Below are 24,257 nucleotides of genomic sequence, written 5' to 3' on the forward strand. Positions count from 1 at the left end.
GCATCAGCCGTCCGATTGCAGACGGTATCCGACGCCGAGCTCGTTCGCGATCACGCTTCCGACCTGGCCTGCAGGCTCGAGTTTCTGGCGCAGGTTGCGCACGACGATCCGCAGACATTCGATGCACGGGTCCTCCTCGCCCGCCTGGGCGGCAGCGATGATGCGCTCGTGCGTGACCACGCGGCCGATATGGCGGGCGAGGATGGCGAGCACGTCGTGCTCCTTGCGCGTGAGCGCCGCCACCTTCTCTTCAATGGCGTCGCGCGCGGAGACGACGAGGATGACCGCGTCGCCGCCCTCGCGCAGCAGCGGAATTAGGCTGAGGCCGTCCCGGTCCGGCAGGCCGGGATCGAGCAGGATGGCATCGGGCCGATCGGCACCGGCGCGCGCCAGCGCTTCCTTGCCGTTGATCGCCTCGACGACGGCGTAGCCAGCCCGCTCGAGCGTGTTGGGCAGCAAACGGCGGATCGCCGCTTCGTCATCAACCACGAGGATTTTGGACGCCATCAGAGCAAGGCTCCCCCGGCCGGCTCGCGCCCGAGCAGCGCGGGCGGAAAGACGAGCGTGAAGGCAGCGCCCCCGGCATCGTCGCTATTGGCGCCTCCACGCTCATGCCCATAGCCTCGGCAAACGCCTTGACGATGGCAAGGCCGAGGCCGGTGCCCCCGGAGCGCGATCGAACCCTTCCAGGCGCCGGAACGTCTCGAACACCTCCCCTTCCCGGCCGATCGGCAGACCGGGCCCGCGGTCGAGCAGGACGAGCCGCAGCTCGCCATAGCGATGCAGCCCTTCGATCATGATCGCGGCCCGGATCGGCATAGCGCCCGGCATTGTCGAACAGGTTTAGAAGGCAGTGGTGAAGAAGCTGCGGATCGACCTTCACGAGCGGCAGGTCGGGCGGCAGGTCGAGGCGGATTTCGTGCAAATCGGTCATACAGCGCGCGCTTGAGTTAGCCGGCGACGGATATCACACGAAGATGTTTCAGATAAAAAGAACGCTCCGCCGCAACGGATACGACAGCGTCCACGCCAACCTTGTCGGTGCGAGCATCAAACGCCAATTGGCGGCTCGCATAGCAGCGACGAAAAAGGGTCGCGTGATGGTCGAGGGCGCTGGTGGCGCTACTAAGACTGGACCGGCTTAAGTTTGAGCGGAGCACCAATCGCCTCAATCTCGTAAATCATTGCTGAGTAATGGCCTGCGAGTTCAAGGTGTATCTTCGTGATGTTTTGATCCAATGATGACGCCGCCATCTTTTGGCACTGCTCATGGCGGCGATAATAGTAAGACAAATCGTTACGTTCACCAGTAACAGCTATCATCGGGGTGCTCCTCGATTTACATTCACGTTGTCTACAGGCTTGCCCTAACTTGTGCGGCTTACGCTGGCGTCGATGTTTGTGACGATGCCTTTTTGCTCCGCATCATAAGCAAGCGCGCCAAAGTGCTCCGCTGATTTAAGCCGCAAAATTTGGATCGATCGTGTCGCCGCATGATCCGCTTGGTTACGGGCTTCCGCCTCGCGTTCGCGAAAGTATTTCGCACCATATTCGTCCATCGCCGCCACCACCTTTATTGAGCTCAAAGGGCCGTGGAGGAAACCTGTGTAACCATCGAGGGGGTCGCTCAATAACATGAGTGAGCGTCGCCTGCTGACTTGGTTGTCAAATGAGGGTCGAAATACGGGAGCGGCAACGTGATCGAACAAGACCTCGCAGCGATCGGTGACCACGATTTGATCGCGCTTTATCAGCAATCCGGCAGGGAGGCCGGCGACCCGATAGCGGACGCGATCGGGGCCGAGATTGAACGGCGTGGCCTTGATATCTGATGTCTAGCGGCTTTCGGCAGGCCATCAGCGCCCCAACCAAGCGGTTCAGCGCGCAATAATGCTTACGCACGGCCCAAATGGTCGATCGCGATACACACAACTCGTTGCCTCTCCCCGCTGAGCGGGATGGAGGCCGAGGGTCAGACCTATGATGCCGGATCAACGACCCGGCAACCCTTGCCAATAGGCTTTGAAGGCCGGGGAACCCGGCAACGATATTGTGTGATCGTCTGCGCGTTTTCTACACCGCTCGTTGGACGGATGGCCGTGCACGCCTGCCCGTCAGAAAGCTGTCCGTTCCGGCGCTTGTCAGTCGATTGTCATAAAACCAACCCGCTTGCGCTTCGCCCGATTGTCGACCACATTGGTGAAACCCAAGGATTTCTGCGGGTCTTGGCGGTGAAGGTTGGTGTCCCCGAGTGGATTCGAACCACCGGCCTGCGGTTTAGGAAACCGACGCTCTATCCGACTGAGCTACGGGGACGCGCGCCTGCAAATAGCGCAGGGGCCGCAAGGGGGCAATCTAGATGTGGTCGGTGCCCCCTAGGGCGAGGGCGTCGCACTCTCGGGCGGGCGGGCCTCCGGGGCCGGGGATGGCGGGGTCGCCGGATGAACGCCGCGCATCCGGATCGGGGCGGTCGGCGCTTCCGACATGGGGCTGGAATTGCGATCGCTGCGGCCACGCAGGTGATCGATCTCGCCCTGACGCCGCTGCAGATAGAAGGCGCGGGTGTTCTCATAAGGGTCAGGCACGCCGTCGTGCAGTGTATGCAGCGTCTCATCGAATTCGGCACGGTGATCGAGCACGCCCAGAACGGCAGCGGGCACCGCATAGCTCGGCCGGGTGATGCGGCTGCCGAAGGTGAGCGGCAGAACGAGCCGGTCGACCGCACCGCCGAACAGGTCGCGCACCGTCGTCGGCCCGACGATCGGCAGGAACATGAACGGCCCGTTCGGCACACCGTAGAAGCCGAGCGTATCCGCAAAGCCGTTGCCGCGCCGCGGAAGCTTGAACGCGCGGCGCTTCGCCATATCGAACACACCGGCCACGCCGACCGTCGTGTTGATCGCGAAACGGGCGACCGTCTCGGCCGCCTTGCCGATCTTGTGCTGGAACACGAAGTTCACGAACACCACCGGCTCGCGCATATTGTAGAGGAAATTGTGGACGCCGCTGCGAAAGGGGCTGGGCACATGCTTCTTGTAGGCAATCGACACGGGGCCGATCAGCGCCTTGTCCACCGCCTCGGTCGCGGCAAACGACTGGGCATTGAGCGCGCGCAGCGGATCGGGCGCGTCGGACACATCGCGCGCGCGCACGATGATATCCGCGTTCCCCGCCGGATCGTGAGTCGGCCGCTGGGCCTGATCCGGCAGGGGCGGTTCGCTCGGGTTCGCGATGTGGAGCGGCGCGGCCGGGGGCGATGCCGCGCCCGTGGCTGCCTGGGGAACATCGGCTTGCGGCGTGGGATCGCCCGCCTGAACGGGCGCGGCGGTCACGAACATCGCCATGGTCAGCAGGTACAAAACGCAATCCCCCCGATCCCGCCGCGACCTCGCAACGCCGGTCTGCCGGTCCGGCCCCGTCGATGACTGGCGATCACGGTCCGTCTGCCGTGATGCCGGTCACCGAACTGAATGCCGGCCGCGTGCGCCTTCCCTCGCATCTGCTCATCCCCGCCGCAAGGCCGCGCGGATCAGTTCAGCGCCTTGGGCGGCACCACCGGCAGCGGCAGGGGTGCAACGGGCACGCCCTCGTCGACCAACGCCTTCGCCTCCGCCAGGCTCGCCTGGCCGTGGATCGGGGCGTGTTTCTCCTCGCCGAGATGCATTGCGCGAGCCCGAGTCGCGAAGTCGGCACCGACCCAGGAGGACGAAGCGAGCGCCTTGGCCTGTGCCGCCGCCAGGGCGCTGATCGCCGCCTTGGCTTCGGCATGCGACACGCGGTTGCCCTTGGCGGCGACGTTGGGCGCCATCACGGCCTTCGTCACGTCGGGATCGTCGCACAATGGGCAGCGGACCTGCCCTGCCCCAGCCTGCTCTTCATAAGCGGTGGTGGAGGCGAACCACGCCTCGAAGACATGCGCGTTCGCACAGCGAAGATCGAAGACGATCACCGGACCCGCGTCACGGTCGGGATCGGGCGGCGGTGCGCACGCACGGGAATGCGCGCGCCCACGTCGGCCACGCGTGCGGGATCGATCGGCGCAAAGCCCAGTCCCGCCGCCTCGCCCATGTCGAGCAGCACGTCGCCCCAGGGATCGATCACCAGCGAATGGCCATAGGTGGTGCGGCCATCGGCATGGAGCCCGGTCTGCGCCGCGGCGACCACGAAGGCGCCCGCCTCGATCGCACGCGCGCGCAGCAGGACGTGCCAATGCGCCGCGCCCGTCGGCCGGGTGAAGGCGGCGGGCACCGACAGGATATCTGCGCCCGCATCGCTCAAGGCGCGAAACAGGTCGGGGAAGCGCAGGTCGTAACAGATCGTAGGCCCGAGCATCCCGAGCGGCGTGTCGATCACGACGGCGACGGCGCCCGGCGCGTAAGCCGCCGATTCACGCCAGCTTTCGCCGCTCGGAAGATTCACATCGAACAGGTGGAGCTTGTCGTAGCGCGCCCGGATCGCACCGCTCGCGTCGATCACGAAGCCGCGATTGGCGAACAGCCCGTCCTCCGCGCGCACCGCCAGCGAACCGAGATGCACCCACAGGCCCGCGCGCGCCGCGGCGGAACGAACCGCATCCAGCACCGGATCGTCCGCCTCCGCCACGATCGCCGCGGCGGCACGCGCGCGATCCCGGTCGATCAGGCCCGACATTTCGGGCGTGAAAACCATCGTCGCTCCGGCATCGGCTGCCCGTTCGATCGCATCGACGATCGTGGCGGCATTGGCGGCGGGGTCGATCCCGCTCGTCATCTGGAGGACGGCGATCTTCATCCGCCGAGCAGCGGATCGAGCTTTCCTTCGCGCTCCAGCAGGGCGAGATCGTCCGATCCGCCGACATGGGTGCCGTCGATGAAAATCTGCGGCACGGTCGTGCGGCCGGGTGCGCGCGCCAGCATCTCGGCATGCTTGGGTCCGCCGAGGCTGATATCATATTCCTGGGGAACGACGCCCTTGGCCGCCAGCAGCTTCATCGCGCGCGAGCAATAGGGGCAGAACGCCTTGGTGTAGATTTCGACCTTTGCCATCGGCCCGAGATGTGGCGGCGGGGCCGTCTTGTCAATCGACCGCGGTCTCGTCCAGCACGCGCGCCCAGCACAGGATCGTCACCGACCGCGCCCCCGCCGCCAGCAGCACGCGCGTGCAGGCCGCCGCGGTCGCGCCGCTGGTATGGACGTCGTCCACCAGCACCACCGCCCGACCCACGATCCGCGCGCGGTCCGTCACGCGGAACGCGCCCGCCACGGCGCCTGCGCGTGCCTTGCCGCTCAGGCCGCGCAACATCGGGGTGCGCTTCACGCGCCGCAGCACCGACGGATCATGCGCGACACCCGAGCGTCGCCCCACCGCGCCCGCGATCAGCGCGGCCTGGTTGAACCCCCGGGACCAGATCCGCCAGCGGTGGAGCGGCACCGGCACCAGCAGATCGGCATCCCCCGGCATCACTCGCACCATCTGCCGCGCCATCGTTTCGGCGAACGCGGTCCGGCCGCCATATTTCAGCCGCAGCGCCAGCGCGCGGGCGACATCGCCATACGCGACGGCGGCGCGAACCCCGGCGTGGCGTGGCGGATCGGCGAGGCAGGTAGCGCAACGGGCGTCGTCGCCGCGATCATAGGCGAAGGGGCGATTGCAGCCCGCGCACCAGGGGGGCCCCAGAAACCTGAGGCTGGCCCAGCAGGTCGCGCAGAACCGGTGATCGTCGCCGACGGGCGCCCCGCACCCCGCGCAGCGGGGCGGCAGCGCGAGGCGGATGATCGCCTCCACCGGATCGAGCCAACGCGCCATGCCCGCTTGTCGCTGGCCCTGCGACGCGGCACAAGCGCTCCGGTGAGCAGCCCCGACATCTTCGATCGCACCGCGCGCCGCTTGCGCCGCGACCGCGCCGTCCGCGGCTTTGCGGCGCACGATTTCCTGCGCGCCGCCATGATCGAGGGGATCGCAGACCGACTGGATACGGTGAAGCGCGATTTTGCCGATGTGCTCGATTGCGGCTGCTTCGACGGCGCCTTCGCCCCGCCGCCGGGCGCGCGCGTGGCGCGGGTGGATTCCGGCTTCCTCTTCGCGTCGCACGCGGGTGGCGTTCAGGCGGACGAGGACCGGCTGCCCTTCGCCGATGCCTCCTTCGATCTGGTGGTAAGCGCCGGAGTGCTCGATCAGGTCGGCGACCTGCCGGGCGCGCTGAGCCTGATCCGCCGCGTGCTGCGCCCGGACGGGCTGTTTCTCGGCGCCTTCGTCGGCGGCAACAGCCTACCCCGGCTGCGCGCCGCGCTGCGCACGGCGGAGGCCGATCGGCCCGTCGCGCGGCTCCACCCAATGGTCGACGTGCGCTCCGCCGGCGATCTGCTGATGCGCGCGGGGTTCGCGCTGCCGGTCGCCGATGTCGAGGCGCTCGAGGTGGGCTATGGCGACATGCTTCGGCTGCTGGGAGATCTTCGCGGGATGGCGGCGAGCAACCTGCTCATGGAACGCCGGCCGCTCACCCGCGGCGCGCTCGCCGCAGCCGCGCACGCGTTTTCCGCCGCGGCGGATGCCGACGGGCGGACGCGCGAACATTTCGACCTGATATTCCTCACCGGCTGGGCGCCCGATCCGTCGCAGCCCAAACCCGCGCGTCGCGGCAGCGCCACCGCGTCGCTGGGCGCAGCGCTCGGGCGCCCCGGCTAAGCGATCATCCCGCCGCCCTCGGCACCGCGCGCGAGGATGCGGCCCATCGCATCGAACAGCGCGTCCATCGCCACCGGCTTGAACAGCACCTCGTCCGCGCCCGCTTCCAGGCAGCGCGCGCGCAGATCGGCGGCGGCATCGGCGGTGACGACGATCACGGGAAGCTTCGCCTTGGCGTCGGTTCGGGCACGGATGTGGCGGATCGCGGTGATACCGTCCATGCCGGGCATCCGCAGATCGACCAGCACGATGGCATAATCATTCGCGTCGATCAGCGCGAGACCCTCCTCGGCGCTTTCCGCCTCGGCCATGGTCGCGCCGGCGACGTTCAGCATATCGTGGACGACGCGCCGGTTCATCCGATCGTCCTCGATGAAAAGTACGTTCATTTCCGGTCTAATTCCGGGCTGACAATGCATGGGCTTAAATGTATCATATTGGCGCTTCTTATCTGCCTACGCCGCATGCGACACAAGCGACTCCGTTACGTTCGACGTCGTTTTCGGGCCGAATATCGCCGCGGCCAGTGCGCCGCCGCCGATCGGTTTGGCGATTACATGGGCGATGCCGGTTTGCGCCAGATGCCGGCAGCCTTCTTCGTCCGCTCCCTGCCACAACAATGCGACGCCGGTGCCATGAGGCCGGGCCGCGGCAGCGATCGCCGACACCGTTTCGACCGGATCGCCCGCATCGCGCACCGTGGCTTCGTCGAGCAACACCTGCGCGATGCCCCCCGCCGCGATGCACCCGACGGCCTCGTCCATGCTCGCCGCGCATCGCACCAAGCCGACATGCGGCGCCAGCAGCGTGCGGAACATGCTCCGCCCGATCGGACTGCGATCGACGACCAGCAGCACCGGCCCGTCGCCCTGCGACGCCGCCGCGCACGGCGGCACGATGGGCTCGGCGTGCACCAGCGGCAGGGTGACGGTGAAGGTCGCGCCCTCACCCTCCCGACTTGCAACGGCGATATCGCCGCTCATCGCCCGTGCGAGATTGCGGCAGATCGCCAGACCGAGCCCCGTGCCGCCGAACCGCCGCGTCGTTCCGGCATCCGCCTGACGGAAGGATTCGAAGATCACCTCCTGCTGCGCCGCGGCGATGCCGATCCCCGAATCGGATATCGCGATCGCATAATCCTGCGGGCTCACGGCGGCGACCCGCAACCGCACCGCGCCCGACGGGGTGAACTTCAACGCATTCGACAACAGGTTGAACATGATCTGCCGCACCCGCGCCGGATCGCCCATGATCCGTCCGGGGCAGTCCGCGAGATCGACCGTGAAGCCCACGCCCTTGGCCCGCGCCTGATCCTCCCACATCCGAGTCGCGCCCGCGATGGTCTCGGCGAGATCGAAGGCGATATGCTCCAGCGTCAGTTTGCCCGTCTCCATCTTCGCGACGTCGAGAATATCGTCCACCAGCGTGCGCATCGTCGTGCCGGCGCCATGCACGATCCCGATCCGATCGCGGATGTCCGGCGACAGCCGCGGATCGGCCAGCATCACCTGAGTCATGCCCAGGATGCCGTTCAGCGGCGTGCGGATCTCGTGGCTGGTCGTGGCGAGGAACTCGGTCTTGGCGGCCAGCGCACGGGCGAGCGAGGCGTTGGTCACCGCCAGATCGGCGTTAGCGGCATCCACCTTGCGCCTGGCGCGCCGGCCGGTGACCAACGCGAACACAAGCAGCCCGATCACGACCACGCTGCTGCCGGCGGCCCCCAGGAAGATCGTGCGCTGCGACTGCGCCCGCGCCCGCTGGAATGCGACGCTGCGACGCAGATCCTCGGCCTGAAGCTTGGCGATCTTCAGCGCCTGGTTCGCGAAATCGAACCGCGCCGCCATCAGTGCGGTGTTGCTTGACGTGGCGAGCGCGGTCGCCTTGTCGTCCAGCCGCTTCAGCGCGGCGAGATGGACGAGCGCGTGCTCGGTATCGCCGACAGCGCGATAGGCTTCGTACGCCGTCTGGTGCGCCTCGCGAAAGGTGAGCGTGGTGGTGTCCGGATCGACGCCCTCGAACCGTTCGCCGATCAGCGTCGCCGCGCGCGCATAGGCATGGTGCTGCAGCGCCGCCTGCGCCGCCAGCCCCACGAACTGCGACCGCCACACCGCCGCCTCGCCATCGCCGGTGAGCGCATAGCCCCGGCGGATGACGGCATCGGCACCCCCGACATCCCCCGCCTTCAGCCGGACGCGCGCGATATTGCCGAGAATCCGGGCCCGCAGGAGCGCGCTGCCCATGCGGTCTGCGAGGGCGAGGGCTTTGGCGTATTGGATCTCGGAGTCGCGGAAGCGACCAAGATCCTGCATGATGAGTCCACGGTTGTTGAAGATGGAGACAGACAAAGCCGCATCCGAGCTATAAATATCTTGCGCTTGATCGAGATACTTCAGCGCTGAATTGAGATCCTTGGCATCATAATATAGCAACCCCATCGTAACCCGTGTGACAGCCTGTTGCCGGGTATCACCGATGCTGCTGTATACGCGATGAGCGCCTTGATAATCGGCAAGAGCAAGCGCGGGCTCGCCGCGACTTTGATGGATGCCCCCGCTAGACAGCAGAATATCACCATATAGCCTTCCGGATGGCTTTAACTGGAGGGCCAGCTTTTTCGCTCTACTAATCGACAAAGCGGCATTTTTGATATCGTCTACGCGGAGATACGCCTCACCGCGCAGCCAGTCCGCGTTGGCCATCACAATGCCGCGTGCTCTGGTATCGGCGATCTTCAGTGCGCAACGGCGAGCATTGACCGCGATCCGACCGGCGGCCCCTGAGTCGGTCTGCATATGCGCCTTGGCATCGGCAATTACGGCATCGCATGCCGACACTGTTTCTGTCGCTTTACTCTGGCTGAGCAATGCAGCGGGGACGGATAGAAGCGATAGCAGCACAGATAGCGCGCTGATGATCCTCACCCGATCAGCCACGCGTTCGAACGCTCGACGGCTTGGCGAAGGAAAGTGGAAAATTGGTGACGGATTGAAACGTGCGATCCGCATCCAAAAATTGGATAAGAGCCTCTAAACCGATCGGCCGACTGATGAGGAAGCCCTGAATGAGGTCGCAGCCCATCACCGACAACAGCGCCATGGCCGCGGCGGTTTCGACGCCCTCGGCCACCACTTCCATTTCCATCGCGTGCGCCAGATCGATGGTCGAGCGAACGATCAGTGGGTCGCGGTGGGAACTGGTAAGCTGCGTGATGAACAGCTTGTCGATCTTCAATTCACGCGCCGGCAATTGCTTGAGATAGGCCAGCGACGACAACCCGGCGCCGTAATCATCGATCGCGATGACCACCCCGATCTCCGCGAAGATCTTGAGGTGACGGATGGCGCTTTCCGGATCGCGGATCACCGAAGTCTCGGTGATTTCGAAACCCAGCTTCGCACCGCTGGTCTTCACCAACGCACAGGCCTCGCGCACGAACGCGCGATCGGCCAGCAACTTGCCGGCGATGTTGATGAAGATCGTGAGATCGTGTCCGTTCGCCGCCAGAATGGCTTGATCGGTGATGGCCTGGTTGATCGTCCACAGCGTGAGCGGCAGAATGTCGGCGGTCTCTTCCGCCATCGGAATGAAATCGCCTGGCAGGACCAGGCCGCGGACGGGATGGTTCCAGCGGACCAGCGCCTCGATACTGGCGACCTCCTGACGGCGCAGGTGAACCTTGGGCTGATATTGCAGGAACAGCTCGCCCGCCACGATCGCGCCCGACAGATCGCGGGCCAACGCGATCCGGTCGATCGCCGCGGTCACCTCCGCAATGTCGCGCGCGATCGTCGTTCGCTCGACACGGGCTTCGCGCAACGCGGCTTCCGCCTCTTCTACCAGCCGAACCTCGTCGCATTCATGCGCCATGGCGGCGCTGGCACCCAGCGCGAGATCGACGTGATGCGGCTCGCCGTCGATGTCGAGCGGCTTGGCGAAGCCATCGTGGACACGGTTCAGCACCACGTCCAGATCACCACGCGACTCACCCGTGAAGCTGATCTCCACGGTATCGCGTGCAGCGATCGCGACACGGCTTTCCGGCAGAATCCGTGCGATCACCTCGGCGACATCCTTCGCCAGCAGGTTCGCGCGGGGCTGCCCCATGTGGCGCCGCAAAAAGGCGAAATTCGCGATTTCGGCAAAGACGATGAAGCACCAATCATGCCCCCGGAACGCCGAAGCCGTTTGGTCCGGCCCCGCGATGCCACCCTCTCGGGAACGACCGGTCTTCGTGTCACGATCTGGCCGCGGATCACTCATGCTCCCGGCCTATCGGGTCGGACTGAAGATATCCTTAATTTCGGATCGGCGGATCCGGCAACACTATTGCCCCATCGTTACGGGGATTGTTTAAGGTTTCGTTATCCATTATTGTGCGGATGCATCCGAAAGGGTGTAGAACAAGGGAGACTGGCATGTTGGCATTTCTCATTTCGCTCGTTTACGGCGACGGCCTTCGTCCCTGGTAAAGGGATGACTTTCGGCCCGAAGGATCGAGAATCCTTGAATATTCAAGGTTTGAGGTCGTTCGGGCCGGAATTGCCGCAACATGTTCGAGCCGACTCGCGCGACACCGACATCGAATAGCGATCCGGCGAATAACGATCCGTCTCGGATCGAGACGCTACGCCCTCAGCGAGAGGGCCGCGCCGGAACGGGCGTCGTGTCCCAGCCCCCACCCAGCGCCTTGAACAACGCCGCGGTCTGCTGACGCAGATCGGCATCGCTGGTCGCCAGTTGCTCGCGCGCGCTCAGCACTTGGGCTTCGGCGTTCAGCAGACTGTCCTGCGCCACGAAACCCGTGCGATATTGTGCCAGAGTCGCGTTCGCACTGGTCTGCTGATCCGCCAGCGCGCGCTCGAGGGCGGCATGCCGCCGCCGTTCCGCTTCGAGTCGCGCCAACGCGTCCTCCACGTCCCGAAGCGCCACCAGCACGGTCGAGCGGTAGCGTAGATAGGCTTGTTCGCGGTCTTCGCGCCGGCTCTCGACCGTCGCGCGCCGCCGTCCGAAATCGACGAGCGGAAACGTCACCGCGCCGGACCCCGTCAGTTGGAGGCTGTCGCGCTCGAACAGGGTGGCGAGCGACGTGGAGATCAGCTCCGCCACACCCGTCAACGAGAAGCGCGGATAGAGATCCGCCACCGCCACGCCGATATCGGCGTTGGCGGCGGCCAATTGCCGCTCGGCCGCGCGGATATCCGGCCGGCGGCGAAGCAGGTCCGACGGCAGGCCCGCGGGAACGACGGGCAGCCCCGCCGCGACGGCGGACGGCGCCGACAGCTCGGTCGCCAGCGCTTCGGGCGTCGCACCCAGCAGCACGGCCAGGGCATGAACGCGAACGGCCGCATCGCCCTGCACCGGCGCCAGTCGCGCCTCGGCATCGGTGATCCGCCCGCGCTGGCGGGTCACGTCGATCGGCGGCACGAGGCCGGCCCGCGCGATCTCGCCCGAGATGCCAAGGGCACGGCGCTGCCGATCGATCTCCTGCGCGATCACCGCGGCCTGCACCTGATCGAGCCGCAGCGCGAAATATCCCTGCGCCACTTCGGCGGCCAGCGTCACCGCCGCGTCGCGCCGCGACCATTCCGCGGCTTCGGTGCGCGCGCGGGCTGCCTCCACTCCGCGGCGTACGCCACCGAAGATGTCGATTTCCCAGCTCGCGTCGAAGCCCGCGGAGAAGGTGGTGATCCCGCTGCCCGGCAGCGCGATGCCGGTGTTCGACGCGCCGCCCGACGTACCGCCGCCGCTCGCGCCCGAGAAGAGCTGGGCGAGCGAGGCGAAGCCCGCATTCTTGCTGAATTCGACATGGCTTGCGCCGCCGGTCGCGCCGAGGGTCGGCAGCCCCTGCGCGCGCGCGGCGATCTCGCCCAGCCGCGCCTGGCGAACGCGCGAGGCGGCCGCCGCCATGTCGGGATTGCCCGCCAGCGCGCGCGTGACGAGGCCGTCGAGCACCGGATCGCCGAACGCGCGCCACCATGTCGCCGGGTCCACCGCCGCACCCGGCGCGGGCTGAGGTTCGACGAACGCCGCTGGCGCATCGACGGCGGGGGGCCGATAGTTCGGCCCGACCGTGCAGCCCGAAAGCGCGACCGCCGCCAGCAGAACAGCCTTGCGGATCGTCAATGTCCCATCCCCCCGCCGGCCGGCTTGCCGCCCGATCGATCCACTTTCAAGAACAAGGCGAGCGGCGACAGCACGAGCGTCACCACCATGAGCGTACGGAATACGTCGAGAAAGGCGAGCATGTTCGCCTGACGCTGAAGCTGCTGGTACAGCACCGCCATCGGCGTCGTCACCGCATCGCCCGCGCTGCCCAACACCCGCGTCGCATCGCTCAACCAATTGTTGTAATTGGGATTGAGCGGGTTGGTCACATAGGTAAGGTTCGCCTGCTCGACCTGCTGCCGGTTGGCGAACAGCGACTGGGCAAACGCGATGCCGATCGTGCCGCCCAGATTGCGGAAGACGTTCAACAGGCTCGACGCCTGCGCGGTCTGATTCTGCCGCAATCCCACATAAGCCACCGCGTTGATCGGAACGAACAGGAACGGCAGCGCCATCGATTGATAGAGGCGCGCGATCGCCGCGTCGGAAAAGCTGATATCGGCGGTGAAATGCGACAGGTTCCACAGCGCCGCCGCCTGCACCAGCAAGGCCGGGAACAGCATCAGCCGCACATCGACCGATCCCGCCAGCCGCCCCGCGATCGGCACTGCGACCAGCGTGGCGAAACCGCCGGCGGTCAACGCCAGCCCCGCGTCGAGCGCGCTGTAGCCGAGCACCTGCTGGAGCATCTGCGGGATCAACTGCGTCGTCCCGAACAAGATCAGGCCCGTCAGCCCCATCAGTGACACGGTGATCGCGAAGTTGCGGTTGCCGAGCAGTTTCAGATCGACGACGGGATCGTCCACCGTCAGTTCGCGGATGACGAGCGCGATCAGCGCCAATCCCGCCGTCACGGCGGAGGCGACGATCAGCGGGCTGGCGAACCAATCCTCGCGCTCGCCGCGATCGAGCGTGATCTCCAGGAAACCGAGCCCCAGCGCCACCAGGATCACGCCCCAATAGTCGATCCGCAGCCCCTTCTTCATGCGCGCCTGGCGGTCTTCCTCCATCGCCTTGGGCTCGTCGACGAACGTCTCGGCGAGAAAGAACGCCGCGATGCCGATCGGCACGTTGATGAGAAACACCCAGTGCCAACTGGCATTTTCGGTGATGTAGCCGCCCAGCGACGGGCCGAGCACCGGCCCCACCACCACCACGATGGCGAACGCGGCGAATGCCATGCCGCGTTGCTTGGGCGGAAACGTATCCGCCAGGATCGACTGTTCGACGGGTGCGAGGCCGCCGCCGCCGATCCCCTGAAGCACGCGCGCGATGACGAGCGTCTGGAGATTGGGTGCCACGCCGCACAGGAACGAGGCGAGCGTAAAGAGCGCGATCGACAGGAGGAAATAGCGTTTCCGTCCGATCGCGTCGCTCAACCAGCCCGAGATCGGGATGATGATCGCGTTGGCGACCAGATAGCTCGTCAGCACCCACGTCGCCTGATCGGTCGAGATCGACAGGCCGCCGGCGATATGATCGAGGCTGACATTGGCGATCGATGTGTCGAGCACCTCCATGAACGTCGGGATCGAGATGATCGTGACGATCAGCCACGGGCTATAGGGCCCCGCCGCCGAACGCGCGGGGCTCCAGCCACCGGACGCGGCGGCGCCCGCCATGCTCAGCGCACCTTGACGGTGGGAACGACCGACATGCCCGGCCCGATCGCATAGCGGCGCGGATCGGCGCCGTTCTTGACGTCGAAGAGGATGCGCACCGGTACGCGCTGCACCACCTTCACGTAATTGCCCGTGGCATTCTGCGGCGGCAGCAGCGCGAACGCCTGCCCCGCGCCGCGCTGGATCGAATCGACATGCCCGACGAAATCGACCCCGGGATAGGCATCGACATGGATCGCCACGCCCTGCCCGATCTGCATATGGGTGAGCTGCGTTTCCTTGAAGTTCGCGGTCACCCACAGCCGATCGGGGATCATCGCCATCAACTGCGTGCCGGGGCCGACATAGGATCCCAGATTGACCGACCGGTTCACCACCTGCCCGTCGACCGGCGCCTTCAGCCGGAGATTGCCCAGCGTCACGTTCGCCTGCTGCACCTGCGCGCGCCGCGCGGCGACCGTGGCGTTCGCCGCACCGATCTGGCGGCGCGCGACGGTGACGTTGGCGGCGGCGCTGTCGATCTGGCGGCGGGCGGCGGCGGCATCGGCATCGGCCGAGCGCGCGGTCGCGCGCGCGGCGTCGAGCTGCTGCCCAGCGACCGCATTGGGATCGAGGCGAAGCAGCGTTTCGTAGCGCTGCAGATCCTGCCGCGCCTTGATCGCAGCGGCGAGCGGCGCCCGCGCCTGCGCAGCCACCTGCGCCTCGTTGGCGAGCGCGGCGGTCACTTGCGCATGCGCCTGCCCCGCCTGGGCTTGCGCCTGCGCAACATTGGCTTGCGCCTCGGCGAGCTGCGCCTGCGGGCCGGTCGGCTGGATCACCGCGAGCAGGCTGCCCGCCTTCACATGCCGGTTGTCGACATTGGCGACGGCCACCAGCGTGCCCCCGGTCTGCGGTGCGATCCGCACGATATGGGCATCGACGAACGCATCGTCGGTCGTCTCATACTGGCGGGCGTGCAACCAGTAGAGCACGCCGCCGACGACCAGCAGCGCCACGACGACGATCAGGATGATCCAGAAGAGCGGCTTCGCGAAGATGGACGGCTTCTTGGGCTTGTCGGCCTTGTCCTCGCCGTCATCGCCATCGTCCTTGCCGCCGTCGTCGGACGGACTGGCGGCCTCGGAATGCTCGTCCCCACGGGCATCGTCGTGCGAAGCCTTGCGCTCCTCATCGGTGCTCGAATCGCTCATGACGTCCCCTGTGCTTCGGCGCGCAGCCGGGCGAGAATGGCATCGGTGTTAGCCGCGATGCGGCCCTTTATCTCAGCCAGGTGTTCGGGGTCCATCCCGTCCTGGCCGAGCAGTCGGAGGCACGCGGCGCGCGATCCCCGCAGCGCCAGCACCTGGCCGAATAGCGTGATCGTCACGATCCGCGCCGCCCGCGAATCGGCAAGCCCCGTGGCCGCGCACACCAAGGCGACGATGGTTTCCAGCATGCGCCCCATCACGCCGCCGTAAAGCCGGTCGAACGCCGCGCCGGGGTTCATCTGCTCGCGCAGGATGAACAGCGACGCATCGCTCCCGGTGGCGCCGCCGATCTTGTCCGCCAGCCGGGCGAGGATTCGCTGGAGGGCAGCCGTGGCGGCAGCCGGATCGCCATCGTCGACCATCCCTTCGGCTTCGATGACGCCACCCATATCCTCGGCCAGCCGTTCCGCGATCCGGTCGGCGGCGGCGAGATAAAGGCCTTCCTTGCCCCCGAAATGATAGGTGATCGACGACATCGCCGTGCCCGCCGCCGCAGCGATCCCGCGCGTGCTGGCGCCTTCCAGCCCTTTGCTGCCGAACTCGCCGATGGCGATGTCGAGAAGGCGGCTGTGCATGGCCGCCGCTTTAGTTCGATCGAACGAACCGTGCAAGCGGCGTGTCAGGCCGGCTCGTGTGCCCGGGCAGCGACAGGGTTCGAGAAGCGCATGCCGTCGTCCACCGATCCCAGCCGCAGCGCCAGAATGTCGAGCGCATAATTCTGGTTCAGCTTCCACGGCTTCTTCGCGCCCTGTTTCGGCAGGCTATCGATCGCGCGCGTGACATAGCCCGACGAGAAATCGAGGAAGGGCTCGGTGCTCATCGCCGCATCCGCATTGTACGGCGTCGCCTGCCGCAGCCCGCGCTTGCGCATCGTGTTGAGCAGGCGGCAGACATACATCGCGGTCAGATCGGCCTTCAGCGTCCACGACGCATTGGTATAGCCGAACACCGACGCCAGATTGGGCACGTCCGAGAACATCATGCCCTTATATTGCAGCCGGCGCGACCAATCGACGGGTTCACCGTCGACGCGGAAGTCGACGCCGCTCATCAGTTGCAGCTCCAGCCCCGTCGCGGTGACGATCACGTCGGCGGGCAGTTCCGCGCCCGACGCGAGGCGGATGCCGTGCGCGGTGAACCGGTCGATCGTGTCGGTCACCACGGTCGCGGTGCCGGCGTTGATCGCGCCGAACAGATCGGCATCGGGCACCATGCACATCCGCTGATCCCACGGATTGTAGCGCGGCGTGAAATGCGTCGCGACGTCGTAATCCGGCCCGAGATGCTCGCGCACCATGCCGAGGATGCGCTGCTTCACCTTTTCCGGGCGGCGGCGGGCGAGACGGAAGAAGAACATGCCCCACAGCACGTTCTTCCACCGCGTCAGACCGTAAGCGAGCTTGGCCGGCAGGCGTTCGCGCAGCCAGTCGGCGACGCGGTCCGCCGAGGGGCGCGAGACGACATAGGTGGGCGAGCGTTGGAGCATCGTCACATGCGCCGCCTGCTTCGCCATTTCAGGCACGAGCGTGACGGCCGTGGCGCCGCTGCCGATCACGACCACTTCCTTGCCCGCATAATCGAGATCGGCCGGCCAGAATTGCGGGTGGACGATCATGCCCTCGAAATTGGCCGCGCCGGCGAAATCGGGCGTGTGGCCGCGCGCATAGTCATAATATCCCGCGCACATGCACAGGAAGTTGCAGGTGAGCGTGACGGGCGCGCCGTCGGGGCCGGTGCCGCCGACCGTCCAGCGCGCCTCCTCGCTCGACCAGGTCGCGCTGGTCACCCGGTGCGAGAAGCGGATATGCCGATCGATGCCATAGGTCTGCGCGGTTTCCACGACATACTCGCGGATCGAAGGACCGTCGGCGATCGCCTTGGCCCCCGTCCAGGGATGGAAGACGAAGCCCAGCGTGTGCATGTCCGAATCGCTGCGGATGCCGGGGTAGCGGAACAGGTCCCAGGTCCCGCCCATCGCCGCCCGCCCTTCCAATATGGCGTAGCTGCGATCCGGACAGCGCGTCTGGAGGTGATAGCCCATCCCGATGCCGGAAATGCCGGCCCCCACGACGATCACGTCGAGATGTTCGGTCATATGCGCCTCTCCACCATACCCGGTCTTCTATTCGGTGGATGGCAGCCTATCGCGCGGTCTAGCGGAAGTCTCGCGAATATTTGACCGAGACGTTGCTGCCGCCGAACGAACCGGTGGAGGACAACACGCTCAGCACGCGGGACAGCGACACCTGGAGCTGCGTGGCGGTGAAGCCGCGCGCATCGGTGATGATCTCCACATAGATGTTCTTGCTGATATATTTGCCCGCCGCCAGCGACGTGCCGCGACCCGTCGCCTGGTCCGCACCGAGGATGCGCAGCCGGTCGAACCCGGTGGCCGAGCGGAGCTTGCCGAGCGGGTTGAGCCCGCCCCCGCTCGATCCCCGCAGCGAATTAAGCGCCGCGGCGAGCTGGATCGCTTCTGTGGCGGACAGGTTCGTCGGTGACGTGCCGAACAGCAGGCGGCTCAGCACCTCGTCCTGCGGCAGCGTCGGTGTCGAGGTGAACGCGATCTGCGGATGCTCGCCCGTGCCGGTGATGTTGATCGTCACGGTGATGTCGCTCGTCGTGGTGGAGGCGACGATGTTGATATCCGGATCGGTCAGGGCGCCGCCGCGGAAGCGGATCTCGCCCTTGGTCACGTCGAAGCGCTTGCCCGAGAAGGAATAGGTGCCGCGGACAAGATCGAGGCCGCCGGTGATGACCGGCGCGGCGCTGGTGCCGCCGATCCGCAGGTTCATCGACCATTCGGATTCGAGCCCCATGCCCGAGACGAAGAGCTGGTTGGCCGCGCGGACATGGAGATCGAGCTTGAACAGTCCGGTGGGCGCCGGCTTCGGTCGGTCGGTCGGTCGGCCCGGCACCATGTCGCTCTTGCGGCGCACGCCCGTCAGTTCGGGCACTTCGGCCGCGCCCTGGCGGATGATCTCGTAGCGTGCATTGGGCACCGTGATGTCGCCCTGGATCAGGCCGCCATCCTTGCCGTTGGTCAGGTGGACGGTCCCGCTGGCGGTCGCGCCGAGCGCATCGCTCTTGGCCAGTTGCGCCTTGTCGAGCGTCGCCCGCAGATCGATCGGATAGCCGCTGTCGGCGGCGAGGCCCACGCTGCCCTGCGCCTGGACCGTGCCGTCGCCCGCACGGGCGCTGAGGCTCGTCAGTTCGAGCCGGTCGTTGTTGAACCGGCCCGCGATCTTCATCTGCGACAGGCGGGTGCCATAGGTCTCGTTGTCATAGGTCAGGTTGTCGGCGCGGATCAGGCCATTGATACGCGGCGCGGTCACGGTGCCGCCGAAATCGGCGGCGATCGCGATCGGGCCGGACACTTGCTGGTTGGGCAGTGCGGCAAGGCTGAACAGCACCGCCGAGGGGCCGTTGTAGCGGATCCCGCCCGAGAGCGGCGCGGCCATCAGCCGCGTCGACCAGGAGCCGGCGCCCGGCGGCAACGGCCGCAGCGTCGCCACCATCCGCCCGACGGGCGTGCCGCCGCGCTTGACGATCGCGCGCGCCTCGCCGCCATCGGGCAGCAGCTTGCCGGCGAACACGATGTCGACGGGTTCGGACACGGCGGCAAGTCCGGTGCGCTGGAAATTGGCGATCGTCAGCCGTGCATCGGCATTGGGGATCGCGCTGCTGTTCGGCTGGGTCAGGTCGAGGCTGCCGGTTGCCTGCCCGGCGATGCCGAGATTGGGGATGAGCGCGTTGGCGATCGACAGATCGAGCCGGTCGAGCCGCGCCTGAAGCGCGAGCCCGGCACCGTAGCGCCCCGCCAGGCGCAACGCGCCGCCGGTGCTGCCCTGCCCGAACGCGATCTGTGTCGGCGCCAGCGCATAGACGCCCTTCGTCGCATGAATTCGCGCGGGGTTGCCGGTGTGGAAAGCGATGCCATTCGCCTGCCCCTGCAGCGCGACGAGATAGTCGCTCGGCGAAAGCTGGGCGTTGGCGGCAAGCCGGAAGGGCACGCCGTTGGAGCCGGTGAGCAGCGCCTGCGCGGTGCCGTGGCCGCCGACATAGTTTACCTTCGCACGCGCCGCCGACAGCACGGTGGCGCCATAGCGCAGATCGCCGACCTGGACGTCGGCCACCACTTGCGGCGCGGTCGGATAGAGCACCGCCGTGGCGTTCACGATCGCGCGGCCGATGGTGAAATCCACCGGTCCCGGGATCTTGGCATTGTCCGCGCGCGCGTTGACGACGGCCCGCTGATATTTGCCCTGCGCACCGAGCGCGACCTGGCCGTTCAGCCCCGATCCGGCGAACTGGAGCTGCCCCGCGAATGGACCCGCCACCGTCTGTACCACGCGGCCGGTGGCGACGATGCCCGCGAACACGACGCGGTGGATGTCTACCGCCAACTCGCGGCCGGGGCGGACGAGCACGTCCGCGGTGAACGGGCCATATTGCGTCCCGCCGCTGGCGAGCACGGCATAGGCGCCGCCACGGCCGACGATCCGCGCCTTCAGCCCGACGAGCCCGATGCCCACACCCGGATGCGCGGCCTCCAGCAGCACCACCGGATCGTTCACCGTCCCGCTGACGCGCGCGGTGAGCGGGCCATATTGCGTCGAATAGGCATCGGCGGAAACGAGCAACTGCCCGTTCGGCGCATAGCGCCCCTCGCCCCGCGTCACGCGGAACTGTGGCGCGTTCATCCGCAGGTTCGAGAAGGTGATGAGTCCGTTCGGCGCATAGCCAACGTCCGCCCGCATCACCGCGTTGCCGCCGAGGAAGCTGCGCGCGCCGTCGTTGAAGATCCGCGCGGTGGTGGCGACCACCCGGCCCTTGATCCCGAAGCCGGCCGGGGTCGTCACCAGATTGGCGTCGGTCGTCAGGTTGACGATGCCGATGCCGTCGATGCGGTAATCGTTGATCCGGCCCTTCAGCGCGCCGGTGTAGCGCCCGGTCGACAGGTTCGCGACGACGATCGCGGTCGCATCGATGTTGCTCGAGCGGACGTGCAGATTGTCCGAGAGGACGTTGACGCCCTGGATCGCGAAGTCGCCATTGACGGTGAGGTTGTTGAGCAGCCCGCCCGCCGCGGCGTTCAGCCCGGTCACGCGGCGCGCGCGCGCCTTGACGGGCACGAGGATGCGCTTGGCATCGACCCGCGCCAGCCCCTCGGCATAGAGATCCTCCACGGTGGTGCCCGCAAAACCGAGCGCGGCGGCGCGGATCTTATAGTCCACCGTCGGCGTGGCGAAGGCGCCGTCGAGCACCACGCGCGCGGCGACGTCACGCCCGGCGAGCGCGGGCGCGATCGCACCGGGGGTGAGCAGCCGCGCATCGACCGCGAAATTGCCGAACCGGTTGCGCGCGAGGTCGATCAGGCCGCCGGCATCCACCGCCAGCGCGCTGGAGCTGAGCTTGATCCGCGTATCGGCACGCCGCTGGTCGAGCGTGGTGTCGATCGCGACCGCCATTTCGGGGCTCGTCAGCCGCTCGACCGGACCCTGGAGATAGAGCCCCGGCTTGGTCGTGCCGCGCACCTCGATATGGCCGGAGCGCGATGCGACGGCCAGGTTCGCGAGCTGCCCGCCGCCAAGCGTCGCGATCGCGCGCCCCTGCCAGCCAGCCCATGTTCCCTTGCCGCCCACCGAGACGGCGAGTGGCGCCTTCAGCCCGGCGAGCCCCGCGACGACGCCGCCAACCGGCGCCGTCAGCTTCGCATCGAGATCCAGCCGGTTGGCATCGGGCACGGCATCCAGCTTGAGCGCGAGGCGGTCGCCGCCGGCGACCCCCGGCCCCTTCAGCGCGACCGCGGCGGCAGTGAGCTGCGCGCGGCGGTCGGCGATATGGGCGCCACCGTCGAGGCTCAGCACATGAACCTGGCCGGTGACCGGCGCCCCGATCACGAAACGCGCGATGCGCAGCCGATTGATGTCGATATCGAGATCGGGAAGCAGTGGCGCGTTGGGGTCGCTGGGCGTCGCCTTGAGCGCGGGGCTGCGCGCGAGCGTCACCAACGCGGCATCGAGCGAACGCACGTCGATGTGGTTCTGCGCATAGGCGAACGGACGCCAGTCGACGTCGAGCCGCGGCGCGGTGAGGAAGACGCCCGTCGGATCGGCGACGCGCACGTCGGACAGGATCATATGGCCATAGAGCGATCCGTCGATCCGCCCGACCTTGATGTTCAGCCCCGATGCGGTGGTGTAGCCGCCGAGCTTGTCCGCGACGAACCGGCGGCCGGGATCGGTATTGATCCCGAGCACGATCGCCAGCACCAGCACCACCAGCCCGATCAGCGCGAACGCCAGCCATTTCAGGATGCGCTGCCACAAGGGCCGCGTCGTGGTCGCCACCGTGGCGGTCGCTTCGCCTTCGTCCGTCATCAGAAGGCCTGCCCGATCGAGATGTAGAGGGCGACCTTGCTGTCACCCGGCCGCGGGTTCAGCGGCGTCGCGACATCGACGCGCAGCGGCCCGAAATTGGTGTAGATGCGCCCGCCGATGCCCGCGCCATATTGCAGCGCGGAGAATTTGGGCAGGCTGCTCGCATAAGCCTGGCCAGCATCGAAGAACGGCACGACACCGAAATTGCCGAAGCGGTAGCGCGCCTCCACCGCGAATTCGTTGAGCGAGCGGCCGCCCACCGGGTTGCCCTGCGCATCGAGCGGCCCGAGCCGCTGATAGCCATAGCCGCGCACCGATCCACCGCCGCCGCCATAATAACGCCGCGACGGCGCGAGATCGTCGCGCGCCACGCCGTCGATCGAGCCGACGCGCACGCGGCCGGCGATCGTCAGGCTGGTACTGGCAGGATAATAGACCGTCCCCTCCAGCATCGAGCGCAGATAGGGGCTGATCGATCCCTGCACCGACGTCTCGGGGCTGAGGTTGATCTTGAGGCGATAGCCCTTGGTGGGGTTCAGCAGATCGTTCGAACGGTCGAACACCACCTGCCCCGGCAGCGCGGCGATGAAATAGTTGCGCCGCACCCGGTCGCCCACGCCGAAATCATAGACGCTCTCGTTCGTGCCGACGAGTTCGAAGCCATAGCTGTAGGTGAAGGTCTTCTGCCAGATCGGCGTGGAATCATAGCTGATCCGGCCCGACAGCGTCAGCGTGTTGGCGCTGAACGCGTCATAGCTCGAATGGTCCGCCGCGGCCGTCAGCGTGACGGTGCGGTCGCGCTTGCCCGCGTTGGAGCGCTTGAACGTGCCCGACAGGCCCTGTTCCTGCGTGCCGCCCGTCGCGGTGACGATGAGCGCGCCCTCTTCGGGAAAGGCGTTGCGGTTGGTGTAGGAGCCGGTGACCTTGAAGCCCTCGCCCGTCGAATAGCCCGCCGTGCCCGCGAGCGACTTCGCGCGCCCCTCGCTCTGCCGCACCAGCAGATCGACCTGCTCGGTGCCGTCGGGGTTCAGCCGGCCGGTGCGCTGCGGCTCGACCGACAGCGTGCCGAACAGGCTGGTCGCGACCAGCGCGTCGCGCAGATCGTCCACCAGCCGCGAATCATAGAGTTGCCCCGGCTCGAAGCGGGGGAAGACGTTCAGATGATCGAGCCCGAACACGGGATCGCCGGTCGTGACCAGCTTGCCGAACGACGCGCGCGGGCCGGTGTCGACGGGCAAGGTATAGGCGCCGGTGGCCTTGGGGCTCTGATCGTCCAGCAATATGTCGCGGTCCCCCACCTTGACGAAGGGATAGCCCTGCTGCGGCAGCGTCAGGCTGACATTCGCCTCGGCACCCTGGATGCGACCGGCCTGGATCGGATCGCCTACCTTCAGCGGCAATTCCTTGCGGACGAGCCCGGCGGGCAGCGTCGGCTGCGCATCGACCGTGATCGACGACAGCGTGTAGAGCCGCCCGGGCTGCGCGCTCACCGTCGCACGCAGGCGTCCGGGATCGCCCGGGATCGTCGCCACGCTGGAGACGGCGGACGCGTCATAATAGCCGAGCGACTTCATCAGCCGCACCGCGAGCGCCTCGTCCTCACGGGCGCGGGCCGACACCTGCGTGGCGTTCGCCGCCTTGCCGCCGCCCTGACGCAGGGCTGACAATGCCTTGAACCGCGCGTCGAGGTCGAGCTTGTCCAGCCCCTTCACCTCGGTCTCGTAGTGGATCTGCGGGGCGTCCTTGCCCTTCAGGTCCGCAGCGGTGTCAAGCGGCGTGGCGTCGAAATTGACCAACGGCACCAGCGGCTGGGCCAGCTGCGGATCCTCCGGGCCGGTCGGCGCCAACACCTGCCCCGCCGGCGCACCCGTAAGCGCGACCGTCGCGGACGTTCCCGCCGAGGGCGTCCCCGCGCGCATCGGTTCGAGCGGCGCGTTGATGTCGCCGGAGAGTGGCGGCAGCGCCGCATCGAATTCGGCCTCCGGCACGATCGGCGCGTCGCTGGAGGACGCGCTCGCCGCGTTCGCGTCGGCCGCCTTGCCGCTATCGGGGCGCGGCGCGTCGGGACCCTTGGCGGGAGCGGTGCCGGGTTTCGACAATTGGCCGGATGCAGGGGCGGCGGCGATCAGCGCGAGGGCGAGCCAATGATGTCTGCCGATCGAACTGACGCGCAAGCTTACCCCCTTAAAAGAAGCGGCCGTATTCGACTCACCTCCGACCGAAACGCAACGCGCGGA

At 67.1% G+C, this 24,257-nt stretch carries 22 protein-coding genes and 1 tRNA gene; 3 read left to right on the forward strand and 20 right to left on the reverse strand.

The features are described 5' to 3' along the window. Window positions 1-3: 3 nt before the first annotated feature. The 4 genes from L8H00_RS11880 to L8H00_RS11895 form a co-directional block, all read right to left on the reverse strand. Complete coding sequence (locus L8H00_RS11880) at window positions 4-507, reverse strand: response regulator transcription factor (RefSeq protein ID WP_242097558.1); 504 nt, start codon at window positions 505-507, stop codon at window positions 4-6. 102 nt (window positions 508-609) lie between these two features. Further along, on the reverse strand, window positions 610-819 hold the full coding sequence (locus tag L8H00_RS11885; protein ID WP_242097559.1) for a hypothetical protein: 210 nt from the start codon (window positions 817-819) through the stop codon (window positions 610-612). 306 nt (window positions 820-1,125) lie between these two features. Then, entirely contained in the window at window positions 1,126-1,323 is a 198-nt protein-coding gene (locus L8H00_RS11890; protein WP_242097560.1) for a hypothetical protein, read from the reverse strand. 44 nt (window positions 1,324-1,367) lie between these two features. Continuing rightward, on the reverse strand, window positions 1,368-1,637 hold the full coding sequence (locus L8H00_RS11895) for a hypothetical protein (RefSeq protein WP_242097561.1): 270 nt from the start codon (window positions 1,635-1,637) through the stop codon (window positions 1,368-1,370). Between the two features lie 60 nt (window positions 1,638-1,697). Here L8H00_RS11895 and L8H00_RS18865 point away from each other — a divergent pair, with 60 nt between their 5' ends. Further along, on the forward strand, window positions 1,698-1,832 hold the full coding sequence (locus L8H00_RS18865) for a hypothetical protein (RefSeq protein WP_277924414.1): 135 nt from the start codon (window positions 1,698-1,700) through the stop codon (window positions 1,830-1,832). 407 nt (window positions 1,833-2,239) lie between these two features. Here the strand turns inward: L8H00_RS18865 and L8H00_RS11900 are convergent. From L8H00_RS11900 to L8H00_RS11925, 6 genes are all read right to left on the reverse strand, one after another. Beyond that, window positions 2,240-2,316 (reverse strand) — tRNA-Arg (locus L8H00_RS11900). Window positions 2,317-2,375: 59 nt separating this feature from the next. Beyond that, the gene (locus L8H00_RS11905; RefSeq protein WP_242097562.1) at window positions 2,376-3,359 is read right to left on the reverse strand and encodes a VacJ family lipoprotein; all 984 of its coding nucleotides are present in this window, start codon (window positions 3,357-3,359) and stop codon (window positions 2,376-2,378) included. A gap of 170 nt (window positions 3,360-3,529) precedes the next feature. Then, the gene (locus L8H00_RS11910) at window positions 3,530-3,949 is read right to left on the reverse strand and encodes a DUF1178 family protein (RefSeq protein ID WP_242097563.1); all 420 of its coding nucleotides are present in this window, start codon (window positions 3,947-3,949) and stop codon (window positions 3,530-3,532) included. After that, window positions 3,946-4,770, reverse strand: a complete 825-nt coding sequence (locus L8H00_RS11915; protein WP_242097564.1) for a carbon-nitrogen hydrolase family protein — start codon at window positions 4,768-4,770, stop codon at window positions 3,946-3,948. The genes L8H00_RS11910 and L8H00_RS11915 overlap by 4 nt, the downstream gene beginning before the upstream one ends. Next, on the reverse strand, window positions 4,767-5,024 hold the full coding sequence (grxC, locus tag L8H00_RS11920) for a glutaredoxin 3 (protein ID WP_242097565.1): 258 nt from the start codon (window positions 5,022-5,024) through the stop codon (window positions 4,767-4,769). The genes L8H00_RS11915 and grxC overlap by 4 nt, the downstream gene beginning before the upstream one ends. A gap of 31 nt (window positions 5,025-5,055) precedes the next feature. Next, on the reverse strand, window positions 5,056-5,784 hold the full coding sequence (locus L8H00_RS11925) for a ComF family protein (protein WP_242097566.1): 729 nt from the start codon (window positions 5,782-5,784) through the stop codon (window positions 5,056-5,058). A gap of 42 nt (window positions 5,785-5,826) precedes the next feature. On the opposite strand from L8H00_RS11925, the gene L8H00_RS11930 reads away from it, so the two are divergent. Next, complete coding sequence (locus L8H00_RS11930) at window positions 5,827-6,663, forward strand: class I SAM-dependent methyltransferase (RefSeq protein WP_242097567.1); 837 nt, start codon at window positions 5,827-5,829, stop codon at window positions 6,661-6,663. Here the strand turns inward: L8H00_RS11930 and L8H00_RS11935 are convergent. The 3 genes from L8H00_RS11935 to L8H00_RS11945 form a co-directional block, all read right to left on the reverse strand. Further along, complete coding sequence (locus tag L8H00_RS11935; RefSeq protein ID WP_242097568.1) at window positions 6,660-7,052, reverse strand: response regulator; 393 nt, start codon at window positions 7,050-7,052, stop codon at window positions 6,660-6,662. The genes L8H00_RS11930 and L8H00_RS11935 overlap by 4 nt on opposite strands. Window positions 7,053-7,118: 66 nt before the next feature. Continuing rightward, window positions 7,119-8,903 (reverse strand): ATP-binding protein, encoded by a 1,785-nt coding sequence (locus L8H00_RS11940; protein WP_242097569.1) that lies wholly within the window; start codon window positions 8,901-8,903, stop codon window positions 7,119-7,121. Window positions 8,904-9,588: 685 nt separating this feature from the next. Beyond that, window positions 9,589-10,401, reverse strand: a complete 813-nt coding sequence (locus L8H00_RS11945) for an EAL domain-containing protein (protein WP_242097570.1) — start codon at window positions 10,399-10,401, stop codon at window positions 9,589-9,591. Here L8H00_RS11945 and L8H00_RS11950 point away from each other — a divergent pair. Continuing rightward, window positions 10,351-11,250 carry a hypothetical protein gene (locus L8H00_RS11950; RefSeq protein WP_242097571.1) on the forward strand — a complete coding sequence of 300 codons (900 nt, stop codon included), beginning with the start codon at window positions 10,351-10,353 and terminating at the stop codon, window positions 11,248-11,250. The genes L8H00_RS11945 and L8H00_RS11950 overlap by 51 nt on opposite strands. Before the next feature lie 45 nt (window positions 11,251-11,295). Here L8H00_RS11950 and L8H00_RS11955 read toward each other — a convergent pair whose 3' ends face one another. The 7 genes from L8H00_RS11955 to L8H00_RS11985 are packed head-to-tail and all read right to left on the reverse strand — an operon-like array spanning window position 11,296 to window position 24,194. After that, window positions 11,296-12,786, reverse strand: a complete 1,491-nt coding sequence (locus tag L8H00_RS11955) for an efflux transporter outer membrane subunit (protein WP_242097572.1) — start codon at window positions 12,784-12,786, stop codon at window positions 11,296-11,298. After that, window positions 12,783-14,390: a DHA2 family efflux MFS transporter permease subunit gene (locus tag L8H00_RS11960; protein ID WP_242097573.1), complete on the reverse strand. Its 1,608-nt coding sequence runs from the start codon at window positions 14,388-14,390 to the stop codon at window positions 12,783-12,785. Before L8H00_RS11960 ends, L8H00_RS11955 begins: the two co-directional genes overlap by 4 nt. Window positions 14,391-14,392: 2 nt before the next feature. Continuing rightward, window positions 14,393-15,580 carry an HlyD family secretion protein gene (locus tag L8H00_RS11965; RefSeq protein WP_242097574.1) on the reverse strand — a complete coding sequence of 396 codons (1,188 nt, stop codon included), beginning with the start codon at window positions 15,578-15,580 and terminating at the stop codon, window positions 14,393-14,395. Then, window positions 15,577-16,212, reverse strand: a complete 636-nt coding sequence (locus L8H00_RS11970) for a CerR family C-terminal domain-containing protein (protein WP_242097575.1) — start codon at window positions 16,210-16,212, stop codon at window positions 15,577-15,579. Before L8H00_RS11970 ends, L8H00_RS11965 begins: the two co-directional genes overlap by 4 nt. Before the next feature lie 44 nt (window positions 16,213-16,256). After that, window positions 16,257-17,732: an NAD(P)/FAD-dependent oxidoreductase gene (locus tag L8H00_RS11975; RefSeq protein WP_242097576.1), complete on the reverse strand. Its 1,476-nt coding sequence runs from the start codon at window positions 17,730-17,732 to the stop codon at window positions 16,257-16,259. Window positions 17,733-17,790: 58 nt separating this feature from the next. Then, on the reverse strand, window positions 17,791-22,020 hold the full coding sequence (locus L8H00_RS11980; protein WP_242097577.1) for a translocation/assembly module TamB domain-containing protein: 4,230 nt from the start codon (window positions 22,018-22,020) through the stop codon (window positions 17,791-17,793). Further along, on the reverse strand, window positions 22,020-24,194 hold the full coding sequence (locus L8H00_RS11985; protein ID WP_242097578.1) for a BamA/TamA family outer membrane protein: 2,175 nt from the start codon (window positions 24,192-24,194) through the stop codon (window positions 22,020-22,022). Before L8H00_RS11985 ends, L8H00_RS11980 begins: the two co-directional genes overlap by 1 nt. Between the last annotated feature and the right edge of the window lie 63 nt (window positions 24,195-24,257).

It is taken from the genome of Sphingomonas sp. CROZ-RG-20F-R02-07, assembly GCF_022662335.1.
Classification (GTDB): Bacteria; Pseudomonadota; Alphaproteobacteria; order Sphingomonadales; family Sphingomonadaceae; genus Sphingomonas.